Origin of the sequence: Haliscomenobacter sp. (genome assembly GCF_033763495.1) — a bacterium.
Taxonomy (GTDB): Bacteria; Bacteroidota; Bacteroidia; order Chitinophagales; family Saprospiraceae; genus Haliscomenobacter.
This window is the reverse complement of record NZ_JANRKL010000030.1, coordinates 43,130-59,891: the sequence shown is the minus strand read 5'-3', so window position 1 is coordinate 59,891 and position 16,762 is coordinate 43,130. Positions and strand designations below refer to the sequence as shown.

Genomic DNA, 16,762 nt, shown 5'->3' with positions numbered 1-16,762 from the left:
CAAAAGTTTGTCCAGCCAGAAGGTAACCTTTTGCTCATCTAGTCTATTGTTCGGTCAATCAGGGGCTAGTCCAAATATACCACAGAAAAAAAACACCCTTAAAAGTAATAATTTTTTCCACAACAAACGTTTGCACAAACCTTTGCGCATGACCAGCCTTTTTTAGCTATTGCATAACGGCAACAATGGGGTAAATTTGTGAAAGCAAAGAAAATAAGATTTTCAATGCACAGCAGTTCAGTGACTTATGTGGTGGATTTTTGAGGAAAATGCAGAACTGCTGAAGGGTATTGCTGCACGTTTAACAGCTGAAATTTAAGCTTAAAAAACAGCACAATACTTTACGGGCTGTGTGGAAAACACACAACTCCATCAGGTTCGCTCTTTTCGTATTTTAACCCAACATAACGAAGCCCGGATAGTTTTTATAAACCCATCCGGGCCCTTTTTTAGTGGGGTAAGAATACACGACCCTTTGTCAAAGATAAATTATTTTGCCCCACAAGGCATATACTTCATGTTTTTTTGTTGCTGTTTATACTAGCAGGTAAGTAATGTATGAAACCAGATGACTAAGTGGAGGGGTGCCCCAGGTATTCCTCCCTTTTTATTTTGGATCAGTTCCCTTCGGTGTTTTAATGGCATCATATACAGCCTGATGCAGACGGGGTCGTAAAGCCCTGTTCATCAACATTGGATTGCTGCGCGAAGGGTGCACCCGATTGGTAAAAAAGACCACTAGGAGTTGGTTTTTAGGGTCCGCCCAGGTGAAAGTGCCAGTAAAACCAGTATGCCCAAAACTCTCTGGGCTGGCGTCTCTGGCATAGGAGCTACGCCCGGTAGCATATTCCAAAAAAGGTTTATCAAAGCCCAGGCCACGATGGATTCCTTCTGTTTCACAATACTGACAGCGCGTAAATTCTTTGACTGCTGATTCGGTGATCAGTTGTTCATTACCGTAGCGGCCGAGGTTGAGGTAGGTTTGCATCAGTTTGGCCAGGTCGTTGGTTGTCCCAAATAAACCAGCGTGCCCTGAAATACCCCCCAACATGGAAGCACCTTCGTCGTCTACTTTCCCGTGCAGCAAACTCATGCGAAAAAAAGTGTCCCGTTCGGTAGGAATGATGCGGTCTTTGGGGAAAAAGCGCAGCGGATTAAATGTCAAAGAGTAAGCGCCCAGCCTCCAGTAAAAGGTATTTTTTAGGTAGGTTTCAAAATCAATGTTGGTGCGTTGTTTGACGATCTTGGGCATGGTGTAAAAGAAAAAATCGGAGTAGACAAAGCCCGGTTTATTACTCAGAGGCGAGCGATAGATGGCATCATACAATACCTTATCACCATATTTTCGATGCAACCACAAACGTTCGGTTACCTGCACATTGAAGCGGGCACTGGAATCGGGCTTGAAGGTGCGTGGTTTGAACTGAAAATCGTTGACCCGCACATTGTCCCATCCTTCCTCCCAAGGGTAATCTGCATTCCATTTCAAGGTAGAGCGCCAAAAAGGTATCCAGGCCATCAGCCCAGCAGTATGGGTGAGCAATCGCCGCATGGGAATTCCAGCTTTATTGCTGCCAACACTTTCATTAAGGTATACCCCCAGTGAGTCATCCGGGTTAAAGGTCCCTTCGCCGTACCATTTCATCAATACCGGCAAACCCGTCGAAATTTTGGTGATAGAGGCAAAATCATACAGGTCATTCAACCTCACCGGACGCTCATTCTCATAGGTATGGTAACCAAAAGCCTGGTGATAAACGACCTTGCCATCTTTGGCAACGAGTACTTGTCCGCCGGGAAATGCCCGAAAACGAATCCCCTCTTCCACAATAGCCTTGATGCTATCGCGCAACAAGGCACCATCGAGGCCTACCAATTCCGAAGGTGCGTAACCCAGCCGAGTAGCAGGGGGGCTATCCATGCCACTTCCGAGAGGATGTTGTGGGCTCAGTGGGCGACGCAAACGCCCGCTGGTATTTACTCCACCAAAGACCAGTTGGGCCGCCAGCGATTGTCCTTCCTGAGTATCGTCCGCAGCAATAATGACCGGAGCCTCGGCCAATTCAGGCAATTTATTGAGGATTTGTTGGGGATTAAAAAGAACCAGAACAACCGGGTCAGTAGCCATTATGCCCTTAATCCAGGCAGCATCAGCGAGGTAATCGGGTTGATCTAATGCCGCTGAAACGTCTTCAATACTCAGAATAAAGCAATTGAAGCGGCGGCTTTGGGTATTGATCCAGTTTTGCGTTTCTGAAGCAGAAGCAATGGAGGGAAAGTTTAGCGGGGTAATGTTGGTATAGCGCTCCAGGAAGTCCTGAAAAACTGCCTGTCTGGGGCCGCCTGCTGATACATATGCGATTTGCAGGCTATCTAAGCGCTGTAATGGGGCTAAAGAACCTTCATTGCGAAGCATAACCAGGTTGGCCAATGCTTCCTGATAAAGGTTCACAACCGCATTGCTTTGTGCGCTCAGCCATACATTGCAAACCACAATACACAAGCTTAGCGTTAGTTTTCTCCACAGCATATTTTCAGGGTTGTATATTTTTTTGTATTCTAGGGCGATAAAACACGGATCATTCCATTTGTCGCAAATAATCGCTCTATGCTCTACAAGTTTACTAAAATAACTACTTTTTTGCTGCTTTGCACGCTGTATTTCCCACATAATCTTTTTGGTCAAGCATTAAACAGTCCGCAACAAGTGGCGATGGACAAATTGCTGTTGCAGTCGCCCATTTTTGCGCGTCATTTTTATGGTTTTATGCTGTACGACCCCAATGGGAAATTGACCTTGTTTCAAAAAGATGCGGACAAGTTTTTCACCCCCGCTTCCAATACTAAAATTTTTTCTCTTTACACTACGCTTAAAGTACTCAAGGACAGTCTCCCTGTGTTGCGGTATACCCAGGAAGGTGAGTTTACCGTGTTTCAAGGCATGGGCAATCCCATGTTTTTGAATCCACTTTTCCCACAGGACAGTGTTGCCTGGAAGTTTTTAAGCCAGGAAAAAAGACACCTGGCTTTTTCGGCCAGCAACTACAAGGACAACCGCTTCGGGAGCGGCTGGGCCTGGGATGATTTCCGGGATGATTACCAGACGGAGAAGGCTTCTTTCCCGATTTATGGCAATTTGGTGCGGTTTCGCCTTGATTCAAGTAGCAAAAAATGGCGCACGCAACCCAACTATTTTTTGTCAACGCTGGAATACGATCCGCTCAATACCAGCGGCAAGCCGGAAATCCTACGTGAAGAGCACGATGGCCATTATTTGTACAACGCAGCCTGTTTGCGTGCAGCCAAGGTGAACATCACCACTCCATTCAGGTATACGGCACATCTGGCCAGTGAGTTGTTGACCGACACGCTCAAGCGCAAGGTACAAGTGTGGAACCCGCCCGTATTGACCAACAACTGGCGGACTTTGTCTACACCCTTGCCAGATACGTTGCTGAGTTTGTTCATGCAGGAAAGCGACAATTACATTGCTGAGCAATTGTTGTTGAGTTGTTCGGCCAAACTGTATGGTGAGCTGGACATCAACCGCATCATCGAGTACGCTCAGCGCAGTATCTTGGGCAGTAATCCAGATGGAATGGTTTGGGTGGATGGTTCAGGCTTGTCGCGCTATAATCTTTTTTCGCCGCGAACCATTGTTTCGGTTTTGGAAAAATTATACCTGGAATACCCCAGTGAGCGTTTGTTCAAAATTTTTCCAGCTGGTGGGGTGAGTGGGACAATCCAGGATTGGTATGGTGGTAAGGATGGAAAGCCCTACGTTTTTGCCAAAACGGGCACCCTTTCTAATAACCATTGTTTGAGTGGTTACGTGCGCACCAACAAGGGCCGGGTGCTGATTTTCAGTTTTATGCACAACCATTATTTAGGTAGTGCAACACCGATTCGGAAGGAAATGCAGAAGATATTGGAATGGGTAAGGGATAACCTGTAATACCGAGCTGACTGCTTAGGTGAGTCTTAAGTGCCTAAGGTTTCTTAGGTGGTGAATAATTTTTTGCCCTGCTTCGCAGGACTTTTTTTCTTTTTCACCACCTAAGAAACTTAAGGCACCTAAGAGACACCTAAGTTAGATATGATTTAGAGATTTTCCAGGCTGCGCTTGGTGAACTCTGCGAGTTCGGCCCCTTTCAACATGCCCTGGTTCAGCAGTGCCAATTGATAGAGGTATTTGGCGAGCTTAGCACTTTGCTCTGCGTCGGTTTCTTGCAGGATTTTTTTGGCTACCAACTCGTGGTTTCCATTGACGATCACCTGGTAAGAATCCGGGAAACCATCCATACCCATACCTTGCATGGCCTGCATTTCTTTCATGCGGCGCATAAATTCGGGGCGGGTGATGATAACGGGTGCTTCCTGTGGCGACAAAGGCTGGACTTCTACCCGGCCTGCAGGGTCACTAACCACCGATGTGAAGACATCCTTCACCTTGGTTTTTTCCTCCTCGTTCAACACCAATTCAGGCTTTTCATCCTTTTGAATCAGGTTATTGACCGTATCAGAATCTACACGAACGAAGACTACCTTGCCCAGTTTGTATTCCAATTGCTGCATGAAGGGGCTGTCGATCATGGGCTGATCCATCACAATCACTTCGTAGCCATAGGCTTTACAAGCTTCGATTTGGGTATGTTGCGCTTCGGGCTGGGTGGTGTAAATGAGCACCACCTTGTCGTGTTTGTCGGTTTGGGTGGGTTTTACCTTCTCAACGTATTCCTCGATGGGGTAAAATTCGCCAGCCAGGTTTTTCACCAAGGCGTACTTGATGGCCTTTTCATAGAATTTATCGTCGCTGAGCATTCCGTATTTGACAAAAATGCCCAGGTCGCTCCACTTGGATTCGAAGTCAGCACGGTCTTTGTTGAACAATTCGGCCAACTTGTCGGCTACCTTTTTGGTAATGAAGCCGCTGATGCGCTTGACGTTGCTGTCGGCTTGCAGGTAGGAGCGCGATACGTTGAGCGGAATGTCTGGTGAGTCGATTACCCCGTGCAGCAGGGTCAGGAACTCCGGTACAATCTCTTTGACGCTGTCCGTTACAAAAACCTGGTTGGAATACAGCTGGATTTTGTTGCGTTGCAACTCCAGGCTGTTGCCCAATTTCGGGAAGTAAAGTACCCCGGTGAGGTTGAAGGGGTAGTCGATGTTCAGGTGGATCCAAAAAAGCGGAGATTCGTAACTGTGAGGATACAATTCGCGGTAAAAATTGCGGTAATCCTCATCCGTCAGATCGGCAGGTTGTTTGCGCCAGGCGGGTTCGGGGTTGTTGATGATGTTGTCAACCTGAATGGTACGTTCGGTTTTTTCGTCACCCTCGCCATCGTAAACGGTTTCGTCCTTGGTGCCAAACTGGATAGCGACTGGCAAAAACTTGCAGTATTTTTCCAACAAGCCCTCAATGCGCTCATTTTCCAAAAATTCCAGGCTGTCTTCAGCAATGTGCAGGATCACATCGGTACCCCGGCTTTCTTTTTCAATTTCTTCGAGGGTGTATTCAGGATTACCTTCGCAGGTCCAACGCACAGCGGCATTGCCGTCTTGCCAGGATTTTGTTTGTACTTCTACACTGGAAGCCACCATGAAGGCAGAGTAGAAACCCAAACCGAAGTTACCAATGATGTTGGTTTCGTCCTTGTATTTTTCCAAAAACTCCTGGGCGCTGGAAAAGGCCACCTGATTGAGGTATTTTTTTACTTCCTCTTCGGTCATCCCGATGCCCTGGTCACGGATGGTCAGGGTTTTGGCGTCTTTGTCAATCAGGATTTCAATTTTCAGATCGCCAATTTCACCTTTGGCTTCGCCCCGGCGAGACAAGGCTTTGAGTTTATTGCTGGCATCCACGGCATTGGATACCAACTCGCGGAGGAATATTTCGTGATCAGAATACAGAAAACGTTTGATGATGGGGAAAATGTTCTCCGTTTGTACGGCTATGTTACCTTTTTGCATGATTATAAGGTTTTATTTCTTTTGGCAAAAAGACCGTCAAACAACATGCCATGCTTACTTGTGCTGACATTTTGACACAAAAGCTCAGGGTATACTGCCGCATGCGCCGATTGTATTTTTTAGCAACAAAAGTATTGTACCCTCAAAAAGGTATTTTTCTCGATTGTAAAAAAAAATAATACGTTTAGCTTGACTTAGTGAGTCTATTTTCTTTTCTTTGTATCACGTTTTTATTCTTACCAAAAAGAGCTTTTTACACTTCTACACAATTTCTGTGTAAAATTTCTATCTACACATACCATCACATTTTCGTGACATTCTGCTATCGCTTGTCCTGTATTGCCTTTTGGGTTCAATAAAAAGCAATACACCAACAAGAGCTTGCAGTGAACTGAACGATCAACAAAGGGGGGACGCTTGATCCGGAGGTTCACTGCATCATTTTTTTCCATTTGGATTGGCAATATTCAATTGGCTTGACCACTCATAAGGGCTTGACCACTCATAAGGATGTCGCCACAATATGCCATTGCTTTGATCCAAACATCAATTTCGGAAGTAAACCTGAATGGATATTTAGGGCCGGTTCCAATTTAGGGGGGAGAACCGGCTTTTTTTATTTTTGGACTTTTCGAACTTACGCTCAGGCTTTTCCAATCATCTTTTCTGCACCAATTATTTCAAGACCCTGCCAATCTTTACGGTCAATAGAGGTGCCATTGATTCGGATACTTCTCAATTCCCGATTCAAACCTTCCACGAACAAATAATCAAAGTCCTTCAAACCTGGATTGTCGGCTACATTCAACTCCTGCAGCTTCGGCATAGCCGCTACAATTTTAAAATCCTGTAACTGAGTATTCGATAAATTAATCTGAGTCACTTCTTTCAACTTGTTCAAACTGCAGCTAAAGAAGAACGCCTTTTCGTAAGAACCAATTGGCAAAAACAGGGCTCCGGTACCCAGGCGGGCTTTGAATTTTTGTACTTCCTCTGTACTGTATTGCCTCCCGTGCTCCAGGCCAAATTTTTCCAGAAAAAACGGCTTAGCCACCAGTTCCAGCACCATCTCCTGATAAAACATTTTGAGCATGTCGAAGCCCTCAAAACCTTTGAATTGGGGCAAAAATTGTGGGTTTTCAAACAGCTCCAGCCCTAAAAAATACTCCAATAAAGACTTGTGGGTGAACTTGTAGTTGTTGTGCGCCCCCCGGGTGAGCAGGGAGTGGGCCTGCATGTCGAACAAATCGAGTTCGACCTGATGTTGCTGGGATAATTTTTGCAAAACGCCCAAATCGCTGATCGATAAGTTTTCGCGGTGCTGGTACAACTCCAGCGCAAAAAAACGCGAGAAGTGGTAGAGATTGTCTACAAAATCGGAGCCCTTGTTCCGAATGTTGCGCTCCCGCTCCAACCAGCGCTGGATGATCTGGGCGTACACCTGATAGGAGTATTGATAATTGGGCGCTTTTTCCACCAAAAAATCGATGTAACTCAGGATCATGGGCCGGGCGACCAGCTCCTTGTACTCCTCAATGAATTGCAGGCAATTGCGGTAACGCAGGCTAAATCGACCAAATTTTTTGCGCAAAAAAACTTTAATCTCATCCTGTTGCAGGGGCGAAATGTAGCGCGTCACGATGCGGCGCGGCGCCCGGTTAGTAGACATGCTGGAAAAAGGCAATGCACTAGGAATGTCCTCTTCCCGGGCAAAAAACTGGGTGCGGCAGGTGATGATCACCGTTTGAAAATGACTGACTTTTTTAAACAGTGCGGCGATGCGTTCATTGGGTTGCTCGATAGCCTGAGGATCTTCATCCAGGCCGTCCAGCAGCAAAATGGTTTCTTTACGTTCCTCTTCCGAAATTTTTTCAATTTCCTCATCCACTCCGGCATTGAAGGGGAAAAGGCGGATTTTGTATTTTTTAGCCAGACGGCGGCGATAAGTATCGTACAGATTGATCATGAAGGTGGTTTTGCCCATCCCCGAATCGGCTAAAACCATAAACACATAATCGTCTTTGTCTTTTTCAAAAATGCGCAAAAAATAGGGAATCAAGGGTTCGCGGGGCTCGGTATCCCGGTTGATTTCGGTGCCTTCCGTGGGTGATTTGGACTGACACTGCGTCGGGATGAAAAACTTGGTGTGGCTCTTGATCTCACTGGCCGTGTAAAAAGGGTGCAGACAGCGCGACAGGCGGCTTTCCTTTTGACGTTGCATGAACCAGGGGATGATCCAACGGAACGTTGCAAATACCCCACCCGCGATGGTTAAACTGACTTCCAGGAGATCACTCAAGTCCAGACCTAAAAACATGTAGATCAATATTTAGGCCACGCTACTGGACACGTAGGTTCGGAGGACATCAATTGCCACGTGCTTTAGCTCGTGGATTGGGATTGCCTTTTGATCGGGCTTTAGCCCAAACTTTTTTTCAAGCCAGGGCTAAAGCCCAAATCAGAGGGGCTCCTTTACCCCCAGGCTGAAGCCTGGGGCAATTGATGTCCTCCGAACCTAATGTTCAGTCGTGTGTATTTAAACTGCAAGTTAGAGAAGTTTCACACATGAAATCACAGCCTTTTCAACAAGTCTTGCGCTTTTTGTGCAAACTCCGACTCCGCAGGCACTTGTTGCAAAACCTTGCGGCACTCCGTTTTGTTCCCCTCCTTCAAATAACTCAAGGCCAGGTACCATTGCCCATAGTCCACAAAGCTGGATTCACCGCTGCTGATGTTGGTAAACAAGTCCCTGGCAGCGGCATATTTCCCCGTTTCGAGCAAACAGATGCCGAGGTAGAGTTGAGCTTGCAAATCTTCCGGTTTTTCCTGCACATACGCCTGCAACAGCGGCAAGGCCTTGGCGTAGTCCTTTTGGTTAAAAGCCGATTCCATCGCCGCTAGATTATCCTGGGCAGCATTGGACTTTTCAATCATGGCCAGTGGCGGGTATTGGCCGTATTGCTCATACAGGTCGGGTTGGAACAATAAAAACCGGGCTACCAGGACCAAGGCGATGGTCGCAGCAAGACCAATGACCCAGCGCATGGTCTGATTGCGGCGCAGGGGCACGATCCGTCCGGTTTCTTTGGGGGCGGTATTCTGGAAAAACTCGGGGCCCATGTTCTCCAATTGCCCTTTGAGTGCAGCACGGCGATCCTGTTTGCGCAGGAATTGCTCCATGTCTTTTTGCAAAGCCAGTTCGGCGGCCAAATCGAGGCTTTGGTTCAATTCTGCCTCAAAAGCATTTTTGTCGGCTTCGGGGAGTTCGCCGCGGAGGTAGCGGTCTATTTTTTCGGTGTTGTTCATGGTTCTTAACTTTTGAATTGTTGGGCAAAAAGCTCCTTCCAGCGGCCCATACAGCGGTGTTTGCTTTGGTACACCGCATTGGCAGCTAGGCCCAGTTGTTCGGCGATTTGTTCGCTGGCCACGCCCTTGCCCAACAAAGTGAGCAATTCCTGGCATTGTGCCGACAACAAAGCGAAGGTTTTCGTCAAGGTTTCCTGCTTGTGCAGTTCCTGGAAAGCAGCTTCTGATTCCAAACCGGGGTCGTCTTCATCGTTATATCTTTCCTCCTCCACTTTTCTTACGACTGCTTCGCGATTTTTTTCTTTCAATCGGTCGAACCACTTGCGTTTGCAGATGCCAAAGAGCAAAGCACCAAAACTGCTATTGAATTGAACATCAGCCCCACAGTAGCGATCGTAAATGGCCATGAGTCCATCCTGAAATAAATCCTGGGCATCGGCAGCCGAGCCATTGTTGGCTTCTACCCAACGCTGAATCGGTGCAGCGTGCTGCTGGTAGATCGCCCGAATCCGCAGGGGATCTCCAGCGCATAGGGCGAGTAGGTCTTGGTTGTCGCTCAATTTTTTAACATTTTTTTAACACTTCTCACTAGTAAGATTTTTCCCACCTCGGAGATGTATGGATGTAGGCGGCAAAAACCGCGACTAATATAGCACCTTATTCCATCATCCTGTTAAATCTGTTACCCATGAAATCCAGAATCATTACCCGTTTGTACTCCGCGATTTGACCGGCAAAACCGTGCTGCACAAACAAAATGGCAGCAACCGCGAATCCTTGAATTTGGATGAACTGCCCAATGGAACCTATTTTCTGGAAGCCATCTCAATTGAAAACTGATATAAAACACTAGTCGTTAAGCAGTAATTGGCTGCATAATCCCATGAACATTTTTTGATCCCATGTAACAGTGGTGCAGGTCCGCGGGCCTGCACCTTTTGTATTTTAAAGGAAGTTTTGAACTGCCGAAACCTTGTCCATCATTTAAGTAAGACTTCGGTAATTTGGTTTATCCGTGCACTGTAAGGGCTTTAGTTTTATCAGGTTTAGTATCTTACTTGCGTTTTTAAAAAAAGCAAAAAAAATTTTCCCAACGACATGGAAAACAGCAACATCGAAAAAAAACTGGCTGAAATGGGCCTCGTTTTACCAACCTTACCGGGATCAAAAGGCATTTACCACAGCTGCCTCACGGTGGATAAACTCGTTTATGTGTCTGGTCACGTCTCCGTACAAAGCGACGGCAGCTACATCAGCGGAAAACTGGGGCAGGACCTCGATGAAACCGAAGGCCAAATTGCCGCTCGTCAATGTGGTCTGGCTATGTTGACCTCCCTGAAAAACCACCTTGGCAACCTGGACCGCATCAAACGGGTGGTCAAATTACTGGGCATGGTCAACAGCACCCCCGAATACACCATGCACCCAGTGGTGATGAATGGATGCAGTACCTTGTTTGTCGATTTGTGGGGCGATGAGCACGGCAAGGGCGCGCGGAGTGCTGTGGGCATGGGCTCATTGCCAGGAAATGTGGCGGTGGAAGTGGAAGGGATTTTTGAAATTGAGTAATTGCCTCGGCTAAGTAATTCTTTGGATTGGTTTTAATTGATTGAAGAGTACATGAGTACATGACTTTAGAGTTTTGAAGTGAGCTACCGCAGCGACTTTGACATAGCGTTGGTCTAATCGACTGCGGTAGCTCACTTCTAAACTTTTATCTCATGTATTCTTAATTCATGTATTCAATAAATAAATGCCCCATGCAACGTTCTCCCCTCCTTCCTGCGCCATAAGGTTAACTTTATACCCGAACCATGGCGAAAGCAAGCAACACCCTTATGGCCTTAGAACCTGATGAACTGCTGCAATCCTGCATCGCAGGCGATAGTCGTGCCCAGTTTCGTTTTTACGAACGCTACAGCCCCCGTTTGTACGCCGTATGCCTGCGCTATGGCCGCGATGAAGGCGAAGCCAACGACATGCTCCAGGAAGGGTTCATCAAAATTTTTCGAGAATTATCGGCTTTTCGGGGCGAAGGTAGCATCGAGGCTTGGATGTGTAAAATCATGGTCAATACCGCGCTGAGTCGCCTGCGCAAAAAAAGCCTCAAATTCCTGCCCTACGTAGAACCCCCGGAAAACCTGTACACCGATGAAGACATCATTGGTGCCCTGAGCGCTTCAGAATTGATTACCGTGCTCAATCACCTGCCGCAGGGCTACCGCACGGTGCTCAACTTGTACGCCATCGAAGGGTATTCCCATGCCGAAATTGCCACCATGCTCGACATCAGTGAAGGAACATCGCGCTCGCAATACCTGCGCGCAAAGATTGCCCTGAAAAACCGTTTGGAACAACTCAAAAAAATGAATGGCGGATGAAACCAAGAGATCCCAAATCCTTTGAAGGTTTGTTGCAAAAAAAACTGGCTGAACACCAGGCCGAGCCGCCACCCAATTTATGGGCAAAAATCGAGAGGGAAACAGCGCCACAAAAGTTGCGCTTTTTGGCTCGACGACTGAATGCCAATTTGCATTGGTTGAATCTGGCGGCAACGGTTTTGCTGGTGATGGTGGTGCTGTTTTTTTTGTACCCACCACAAAACAAGTCGCTCGATTTGCCACTCCCGAAGCTCAAGACACCCATGGAACATCAACTCAAAGGGGTGTCGGATAGCATAGATTCTTTGGAAAAACGATTTCATTTACCCAAAATTAAAACCCATACAAAACATGAAAAAGCACATTGAAGAAGAAAGTCAGGAGAGCCTGAATACCGAGATACTGGCCGCCATTTCCAAACTTACCCGGGCTGGTTTTTTGTTGCTGCTGGTCCTGATTTTGTTGTTTTGGCAAAACTACTCCAGGCTCATGGGCAGTAAAGCTGAGCAGCCACAGGTAGTGCAGGTGCAAATGCCAATACTGAGCCCTGCTGCTCAGAAAGGCAAAGATTTGTTCAAAAACAACTGTGCCGCCTGCCACCATCGGGACATGAAATCAAATTTGACCGGGCCAGCTTTGGGGGGCGTTCAAGAGCGTTGGGCAGCTTATCCTCGTACCGACCTTTATCAGTGGATTCGCAATTCGCAGGCCTTGATTGAGGCCGGGCATCCCCGCGCTCAAGAGCTGTGGCAAAAATGGAAACCAGTTATAATGACCCCCTCCAACAGCCTTAAAGATGAGGACATTGAAGCCATTCTGGCCTATGTGGAAGCACAAAACGCTGCATTTTGATTGTTTTAAATAAAAAATAAATCGACCGTTTACCCAAAAAAAACAACCGAACACCAAAAAAGCTTTGAATTATAAATTTTTTTTTACATTTGCATTACAAAGAGGCTTTCCACACATATTTCACTATTATTCTAGCCAATACTCCACGAATTGACTCGTGGTTTATAAAACCCACCCGGGTATCTCACGAATGAATGCGTGAGCTATATGGGTTATCATAATTGTTTGTACATTTGCGCGTTCAATTGAAAAACAGAAATTGTACAACATGAAAATTAAGGGTTTAGTAGCGGTGAGCGGCTTACCGGGGCTGTTTAAGATGGTTGCGAATCGCACCAACGGTTTGATTGTAGAAGACCTGGCCAACGGTAAAAGGCGCTTTGCATCTGTAAGGCAACATCAGTTTACACCATTGGAATCCATTGGCATTTATACGAATGATGGTGAAACTTCAGAATTGAAAATTGTTTTTCAAAGCATGTTGGACAAACTGGAATCAGTACCCACACCTGCTTTGACTGAAACTGGCGATAAGCTACATACTTATTTCGCGCAAATCCTTCCCGATTATGACCGCGATCGGGTGAATACGGGCGACATCAAAAAAGCCATCAAGTGGTTCTTGCACTTGCACGAACTGGGTTACACCACGATGGAAGAAGATGAAGAAACCGAAGAAGACGAGGCTGACGAAGCCGAAGTGGTAGAAACGGAAGGAGACGCGGAAAAAGGCGAAGAATAGTTGAAAAGTTGAAGGGTTGAAAAGTTGAAGAGATACGCAATGATCTAAGGTATTTCGTCAACTTTTGCACTACCTGGGACTTTTCAACCCTTCAACGTTTCAACTGTGCAACTTTTTTAGGCGACCTATACTATGCGTAATCTACCGGCGACCAAAACCAGCGCCTGTACGGACTATTCTGTACCGGCACTACCACAAACCTGGGAGGATGTAGAACCTACATTCACCCAATTGCTCCAGCGGCCGATCCACTCGGTTCAGGACTTGAGTACATGGATCACTGAGCGCAGTGACCTTGAGGCTCAGTTGGGCGAAACCATCAGTTGGGCCTACATCCAACTATCGGCAGACAACCAAAGTCAGGCTGCCAACCAACGTTACCAATACGTTATTCAGGAAATTTTACCCAAATTAGATCCTCTCGATCAAGCCTTGAACAAAAAATTGGTAGAGTCGCCCTACTTGAACCAGTTAGATACACGCCGGTACGAGATTTATTTGCGTAATATTCAGGCATCGGTAGACCTGTTTCAGGAAGAGAATGTCGCCCTCAACACCGATGTGCAACTCAAAACCAAGGAATACGCCCGCATTTTTTCCCAAATGATGATTGGTATGGATGGCAAACAAATGACCCTCCAGCAGGCCAATACCATTTTGGAAGAACCCAATCGCCAGCGTCGCCGCAACATTTACCACAAAATCAACAGGCGCATCCTACAGGATACGGCGCAGTTGGATCAGTTGTTTGATGAGTTGCTGCAAAAACGCCACGCCATCGCCCGCAACGCCGGAATGGAGAATTACCGCGATTATGCTTTTCAGGAGTTGGGGCGTTTCGATTATTCCTCCGCCGACTGCCACGATTTTCACCAGGCAGTGAAGGCAGAGGTTTTGCCAATTTTGAATGAACTGTACCTCACCCGCAAACAAAACTTGAAGGTTGCCCAATTGCGGCCCTGGGATTTGAATGCGGATACCGCCGGGCAAGCGCCCTTGCATCCTTTTAAGGACACCAACGAATTGCTGCAAAAGGGGATTGAGTGTTTGGAACAAGTACATCCAGAGTACGCTCGGATCATTCGTTTGATTCAGCAAAATGGTTTCCTGGATTTGGCCTCCCGCCCTGGCAAACGCCCTGGTGGTTACAACATGCCTTTGCAGGCTACGCGGATGCCTTTTGTGTTTATGAATGCGACCAATTCGCTGGGTGACTTGCGCACCTTTATGCACGAAAGTGGCCACGCTATTCATTTTTTCCTCACTCGTGATTACCCTTTATTATTTGATCGGAAATTTACATTTGAAGTAGCCGAACTGGCTGCCATGACCATGGAATTGCTCACCATGGATCACTGGCACCTCTTTTTCCCCAACGAAGCCGACCTGCGCCGCGCCAAAATTACTCAATTGGAGCACGTGCTGAAGGTTTTGCCCTGGATTGCTACCATCGATCAATTCCAACACTGGTTGTATACCCACCCGAATCATACGCAGGAAGAGCGCCGGGCCAAATGGACCGAAAGTTTCCACGCCTTCACCCCCGGAGTACTGGACTACTCAAGCCTCGAACAATACATCGAAAACCTTTGGCACAAACAGCTCCACTTGTTTGAAGTGCCCTTCTATTACATCGAATACGGCTTTGCTCAATTAGGCGCCATCGCCCTATGGCGGCAATACCGCGAAAACCCAGAACAGGCCGTTGCAGCCTTTACGCGCGCCATGCGCCTGGGCAATACGCGCTCGATTCGGGAAATTTATGCTGAAGCGGGGATTCGTTTTGATTTTTCGCAGGAGTATGTGCGGGATTTGGGGACTTTTGTACGAGGGGAGATGGAGAAGTTGAAATGAGGGTTCAATCTGAGGAAGTTTGATCCATAAAGAAAACTTGTTCATCGTTTTTGGATGTACATAAAGATGCCCAAAAACATAAGGGGAAATAAGCAGTAAAGGGCAATTTCAGTCCTGAAAGTTCGCTTTTGTAGTCGGTTATTCTCTTTTTCTAAACTACGAATCTCCTGGTCTTTTTTTTCAAGGATTGTAAAAAAGCTTTCGCCTGCTGCGCCACGAATTTTGCTCAAGCGCAATAATTCACGCTGTTCATCTTTACCCCTTTCTTGGTCATATTCTGGCGCTGTAAAATTTGAAGTAGTAATCTCCCGGCTGCGGCTGCAATAATCGATCTCCATGATACCCAGATATGGATTGGTCGAACTATATACGAGGTAATGTTTATTGGGTTCAAAACATCGCTGGCAGCTGCTTTCATCACAAGGGCTCAAAACAGAAACAATGTATTTTTTGTCTCCCAAGGATTTAAATTTTTCCACATTAACACCCTTATACCCCCTAATTACTTCGAAGTTTTCAATTTTAAGGGGCCATCCATTCATTCGATAATAATCGGAGGTGTATTTGGTCTCAATATGTTTGCCATAAAAAATAGCTTCATTACGCTGAAATTCATTCGCAATAGTAGCCAATCTACAGCTACAGGCAATTGACCGAATCTGCAGCAGGGCAAGAATCATTAAAAATAATAGCTTCATAAAAGAGCATAGCTAAAGGCGAGAAAATGATTGTCATCTGTCCAGATGAAGGATAGGCAAGTTTTGGTGCATCGATGGCAAAGATAGGTCTCAGCCCCTCAAAACTCCACCACCTCAATATTCCGGATCGTATGCTCGAACCACTTCACTGGCGCCTGAGTTTTATCGCCCGTACGGGTATCACACTTAAAGAAAAGGTAGTACAATTGAATGTTGTCGCCAATGCGGTTGAGCAGGCTTTTTAAGCGCGCCTGGCCTTCGTCGTACTGGTGGTACAGGTATTCCATGCGCCAGGAGTAGTAGGCTTCGTCGTGTAGCTCGGTGATGTCGAGGATGATTTTATTGTCGGTGTATTTTTCCAGAAACTGCGCAGCCAGTACGCTGTGGTGCCGCGTCCAGTCGCGGGGGCTGCCTTTGTGCTCGGCGTGTTTGAAGGTATCGTGGGCAAAAGCGATGGCGCGCAGGATGCGCCGGGATTCGGGGTCCAGTTTAATTTTGTCAATATTGGCCAACACCTCAGCAATGTGGCGATACACCTCCCCTTCAGGGTGCCCATACCTGGGTAAGCCCCAATCTAAACCCTCCAAAAATGCTGGATCTTCAAGCAAGGCAAGTTCCAACTCATTTTCCGGTTTCAGTTCCCTGTGATAATCTATCTTGTTTGGGTTATTACCTTCCATCCCATTGTGAATGCTTACCAATTTTTTACTGTTTTTTTGGTAAAAATTCTTAAGTAGTGGGGCAAAAATAAGTTTTCATTTTCTCTGAGCCAAAGGATTAGATAAGAAACTTAAAATGAACCGTTTACTTATCTAATCCTTTGGTAAAATGAAACACTTATTTTTTTATCGCCCCGAAATGAAAATTTCGCGATCAAAGATAAGCGCCTTTTTGGCGGTTTAGGATGTTAAAATCTGGTTAAAGCAAAAAAAAAGCTTAACCAATGCCTTTACACGCTG

Annotated in this window: 15 protein-coding genes; 8 read left to right on the top strand and 7 right to left on the bottom strand. The window is 46.5% G+C overall.

Features of this window, described 5'->3' with window-relative positions:
• Positions 1-607 precede the first annotated feature (607 nt).
• Positions 608-2,530 (bottom strand): serine hydrolase domain-containing protein, encoded by a 1,923-nt coding sequence (locus SFV55_RS02960; protein ID WP_320027964.1) that lies wholly within the window; start codon positions 2,528-2,530, stop codon positions 608-610.
• 78 nt (positions 2,531-2,608) lie between these two features.
• On the opposite strand from SFV55_RS02960, the gene SFV55_RS02955 reads away from it, so the two are divergent.
• On the top strand, positions 2,609-3,955 hold the full coding sequence (locus tag SFV55_RS02955) for a D-alanyl-D-alanine carboxypeptidase/D-alanyl-D-alanine-endopeptidase (protein WP_320027963.1): 1,347 nt from the start codon (positions 2,609-2,611) through the stop codon (positions 3,953-3,955).
• Positions 3,956-4,101: 146 nt separating this feature from the next.
• On the opposite strand, the gene htpG is transcribed toward SFV55_RS02955, so the two are convergent.
• The 4 genes from htpG to SFV55_RS02935 form a co-directional block, all read right to left on the bottom strand.
• Entirely contained in the window at positions 4,102-5,970 is a 1,869-nt protein-coding gene (gene htpG, locus SFV55_RS02950) for a molecular chaperone HtpG (protein WP_413776684.1), read from the bottom strand.
• Positions 5,971-6,613: 643 nt separating this feature from the next.
• Entirely contained in the window at positions 6,614-8,287 is a 1,674-nt protein-coding gene (locus tag SFV55_RS02945; protein WP_320027962.1) for a leucine-rich repeat domain-containing protein, read from the bottom strand.
• Positions 8,288-8,541: 254 nt separating this feature from the next.
• On the bottom strand, positions 8,542-9,276 hold the full coding sequence (locus tag SFV55_RS02940; RefSeq protein ID WP_320027961.1) for a tetratricopeptide repeat protein: 735 nt from the start codon (positions 9,274-9,276) through the stop codon (positions 8,542-8,544).
• Between the two features lie 5 nt (positions 9,277-9,281).
• Positions 9,282-9,836 carry an RNA polymerase sigma factor gene (locus SFV55_RS02935; RefSeq protein WP_320027960.1) on the bottom strand — a complete coding sequence of 185 codons (555 nt, stop codon included), beginning with the start codon at positions 9,834-9,836 and terminating at the stop codon, positions 9,282-9,284.
• A gap of 133 nt (positions 9,837-9,969) precedes the next feature.
• On the opposite strand from SFV55_RS02935, the gene SFV55_RS02930 reads away from it, so the two are divergent.
• From SFV55_RS02930 to SFV55_RS02900, 7 genes are all read left to right on the top strand, one after another.
• Positions 9,970-10,116, top strand: a complete 147-nt coding sequence (locus SFV55_RS02930) for a T9SS type A sorting domain-containing protein (protein WP_320027980.1) — start codon at positions 9,970-9,972, stop codon at positions 10,114-10,116.
• 258 nt (positions 10,117-10,374) lie between these two features.
• A complete protein-coding gene (locus tag SFV55_RS02925) occupies positions 10,375-10,845 on the top strand; it encodes a RidA family protein (protein WP_320027959.1) in 471 nt (156 codons plus the stop codon).
• Positions 10,846-11,114: 269 nt separating this feature from the next.
• A complete protein-coding gene (locus SFV55_RS02920; RefSeq protein WP_320027958.1) occupies positions 11,115-11,657 on the top strand; it encodes an RNA polymerase sigma factor in 543 nt (180 codons plus the stop codon).
• Positions 11,654-12,025, top strand: coding sequence for a hypothetical protein (locus SFV55_RS02915; protein ID WP_320027957.1), 372 nt, complete (start codon positions 11,654-11,656; stop codon positions 12,023-12,025). The genes SFV55_RS02920 and SFV55_RS02915 overlap by 4 nt, the downstream gene beginning before the upstream one ends.
• Positions 12,009-12,509 (top strand): cytochrome c, encoded by a 501-nt coding sequence (locus SFV55_RS02910; RefSeq protein ID WP_320027956.1) that lies wholly within the window; start codon positions 12,009-12,011, stop codon positions 12,507-12,509. The genes SFV55_RS02915 and SFV55_RS02910 overlap by 17 nt, the downstream gene beginning before the upstream one ends.
• 268 nt (positions 12,510-12,777) lie before the next feature.
• Positions 12,778-13,251, top strand: a complete 474-nt coding sequence (locus tag SFV55_RS02905) for a DUF5606 domain-containing protein (protein WP_320027955.1) — start codon at positions 12,778-12,780, stop codon at positions 13,249-13,251.
• A gap of 132 nt (positions 13,252-13,383) precedes the next feature.
• Positions 13,384-15,105: a M3 family oligoendopeptidase gene (locus tag SFV55_RS02900; RefSeq protein ID WP_320027954.1), complete on the top strand. Its 1,722-nt coding sequence runs from the start codon at positions 13,384-13,386 to the stop codon at positions 15,103-15,105.
• A 41-nt stretch (positions 15,106-15,146) separates the two neighbouring features.
• Here the strand turns inward: SFV55_RS02900 and SFV55_RS02895 are convergent, their stop codons facing one another.
• A complete protein-coding gene (locus SFV55_RS02895; protein ID WP_320027953.1) occupies positions 15,147-15,803 on the bottom strand; it encodes a hypothetical protein in 657 nt (218 codons plus the stop codon).
• A gap of 98 nt (positions 15,804-15,901) precedes the next feature.
• Positions 15,902-16,504 carry an HD domain-containing protein gene (locus tag SFV55_RS02890; protein ID WP_320027952.1) on the bottom strand — a complete coding sequence of 201 codons (603 nt, stop codon included), beginning with the start codon at positions 16,502-16,504 and terminating at the stop codon, positions 15,902-15,904.
• Positions 16,505-16,762: the final 258 nt, after the last annotated feature.

Bases quoted from the DNA above. Each gene is read 5' to 3' on its own strand.
- SFV55_RS02960 (WP_320027964.1), bottom strand. From the start codon at position 2,530: ATGCTGTGGAGAAAACTAACGCTAAGCTTGTGTATTGTGGTTTGCAAT.
- SFV55_RS02955 (WP_320027963.1), top strand. From the start codon at position 2,609: ATGCTCTACAAGTTTACTAAAATAACTACTTTTTTGCTGCTTTGCACG.
- htpG (WP_413776684.1), bottom strand. From the start codon at position 5,970: ATGCAAAAAGGTAACATAGCCGTACAAACGGAGAACATTTTCCCCATC.
- SFV55_RS02945 (WP_320027962.1), bottom strand. From the start codon at position 8,287: ATGTTTTTAGGTCTGGACTTGAGTGATCTCCTGGAAGTCAGTTTAACC.
- SFV55_RS02940 (WP_320027961.1), bottom strand. From the start codon at position 9,276: ATGAACAACACCGAAAAAATAGACCGCTACCTCCGCGGCGAACTCCCC.
- SFV55_RS02925 (WP_320027959.1), top strand. From the start codon at position 10,375: ATGGAAAACAGCAACATCGAAAAAAAACTGGCTGAAATGGGCCTCGTT.
- SFV55_RS02920 (WP_320027958.1), top strand. From the start codon at position 11,115: ATGGCCTTAGAACCTGATGAACTGCTGCAATCCTGCATCGCAGGCGAT.
- SFV55_RS02915 (WP_320027957.1), top strand. From the start codon at position 11,654: ATGAAACCAAGAGATCCCAAATCCTTTGAAGGTTTGTTGCAAAAAAAA.
- SFV55_RS02910 (WP_320027956.1), top strand. From the start codon at position 12,009: ATGAAAAAGCACATTGAAGAAGAAAGTCAGGAGAGCCTGAATACCGAG.
- SFV55_RS02905 (WP_320027955.1), top strand. From the start codon at position 12,778: ATGAAAATTAAGGGTTTAGTAGCGGTGAGCGGCTTACCGGGGCTGTTT.
- SFV55_RS02900 (WP_320027954.1), top strand. From the start codon at position 13,384: ATGCGTAATCTACCGGCGACCAAAACCAGCGCCTGTACGGACTATTCT.
- SFV55_RS02895 (WP_320027953.1), bottom strand. From the start codon at position 15,803: ATGAAGCTATTATTTTTAATGATTCTTGCCCTGCTGCAGATTCGGTCA.